This is a genomic window from Azohydromonas australica DSM 1124 (assembly GCF_000430725.1).
Taxonomy (GTDB): Bacteria; Pseudomonadota; Gammaproteobacteria; order Burkholderiales; family Burkholderiaceae_C; genus Azohydromonas; species Azohydromonas australica.
Genome location: NZ_AUMO01000163.1, coordinates 1 through 1,651, shown reverse-complemented (window position 1 = coordinate 1,651; position 1,651 = coordinate 1). Strand labels below are relative to the sequence as shown.

Sequence of the window (1,651 nt, the reverse complement as noted above, 5' to 3'; positions counted from 1 at the left end):
AATCAGCGGCCTTGCCATGGTGGAACCTCACCCAGTAGACGCTCTCACTGGCATGCCAGCATCTACCATGCCCGCAAAAAGTTAGGGCTTCTTAGCTAGTACGGCATCACCAGCAAGAGCACGCACGCCGCCCCGATGGCGGCGATGCCACACCACAGCAGCACGACGCCAGTGCGTGGCCGGTGATCCATGAAGCCAGCGATTCCAGCCACCGCCGCAAGGGCGCCGAACACCGCCAGGCTTAGCGCGATGGCTTCCGTGGACATCATCTTCTGACCTTGGCGTGGCTGGGTGTGACGGCTGGTACTTTTCCTGCAACCCCAGGCGCCGGCGCGAGGTCAGTAGACGCTCACGGCAGGCTTGGCAGCCTTCAGTGCCGGCCTGAGGTTGATCAGCTGGTCGGCGTAGTACCAGCGCCACAAGAAGTAGCGGTACTCCTCGCGCTGTTTCATGACCGGGCGCTTTTGCTCCTCCCAGTCGTTCAAGTCCCGCCCATACTGCATGGCAACATCGGCCGGCGTCACCCTGGCGAGATCCCACGGCTCAAGGCCACGGCCAAGCAGGTCCATATCTTTGACCTGTTTGGCGATGGATGCAGGCACTTCAGGCTTGGCCGGCATGGGCAACAGCACCTCAAGGACGTCCGGTTGGAACCAGTCCGGGACGGTGGCCGGCGCGTTCGCCGCGAAGTAGGAGCGCAGGTCGGTGGGGAAGGTGTCGCTCATGAGCAAGTGCTCTTGCGATTGATAGAAAACTAAGGGTCCTGCACCTAAACGCTTGCCATGTTGCGGTGATGTCATCGAACGATACCCATCGACTGCTTTTTCCCAGCGGCTGGTGCCGGTGGGCTGGTACTGGTGATTCCCCGGGGACGGCAGGTGGTCCATGGCACATGCAAGTAGAAGCGACACGCCGCCAGCGGTAGAGGCCCCGGCGCCATCCCAAGCAGCCCTCCAAGAACCGCGAGAACGGCCTCAGGACGCGCTCGCCGCCCTTGGTCGGCCCACCAGTGCCGCGCGCGGTGCCTTCGGGTCGCCTACTGCTTGGGCTGGGCATTCGCGCCGGTCGCCCGCTCGATCACATTGCGCCGCTCATGCAGGCGCGTCATCGCATCGTCCACGATGTACGCGGCCTGCAGCTGCCGGTGCACCAGCGCCTTCTGCTCGGCCGTCATCACGTTCAGCATGGCCCGGATGTTGAACTCCAAGCGCTGCGGCTCGTCCAGACGACTCTGTGCGGCGGCGATCAGTCTGCCATTGGCTTCGTCTTCGGCCTCGTCGCCCAGGGACCGGTACACCGTCGCCACCGGCAGGATGCTGTGCTTGTCGTCGGCCTCGATGCGGTTGCCTCAAGGCGCCACGGTCTCGGGGGCGTGCTTCGTGTCCATCGACTCCGCCGTCACAGGAAGTCCAGCAGCGAGGCCTGCGCCAACGCGGTCAACGCCACCAGCGCCGCCAATTGAGCAGCGCAAGCAGCTCGCGCAAGCGGAGTTCCACCGGCCCGTAGTTGATGCCGCTCAGCGAGTCGACGGTGCCACGCCGGCGATCAATGGTCCGCAAAAAAACTAGGACGGCAGAACTTGCTGAACGTTGAATCCTCCAAGAGAGATCGTTTGCTGCCACGCGGAGGTGTGCGATGGCGCGACTTTCTT

The 1,651-nt window shown here is 63.7% G+C and carries 4 protein-coding genes; all 4 read right to left on the bottom strand.

The features are described 5' to 3' along the window. Positions 1 to 95: 95 nt before the first annotated feature. Positions 96 to 266 (bottom strand): hypothetical protein, encoded by a 171-nt coding sequence (locus tag H537_RS53245; RefSeq protein WP_156901853.1) that lies wholly within the window; start codon positions 264 to 266, stop codon positions 96 to 98. Positions 267 to 338: 72 nt separating this feature from the next. Beyond that, positions 339 to 887 (bottom strand): hypothetical protein, encoded by a 549-nt coding sequence (locus H537_RS0118980; protein WP_156901852.1) that lies wholly within the window; start codon positions 885 to 887, stop codon positions 339 to 341. A 149-nt stretch (positions 888 to 1,036) separates the two neighbouring features. Then, positions 1,037 to 1,306, bottom strand: a complete 270-nt coding sequence (locus tag H537_RS0118975; protein ID WP_028999083.1) for a hypothetical protein — start codon at positions 1,304 to 1,306, stop codon at positions 1,037 to 1,039. A 130-nt stretch (positions 1,307 to 1,436) separates the two neighbouring features. Beyond that, positions 1,437 to 1,651: hypothetical protein (locus H537_RS55055; RefSeq protein WP_211235040.1), on the bottom strand; the 215-nt coding region annotated here is incomplete at its 5' end.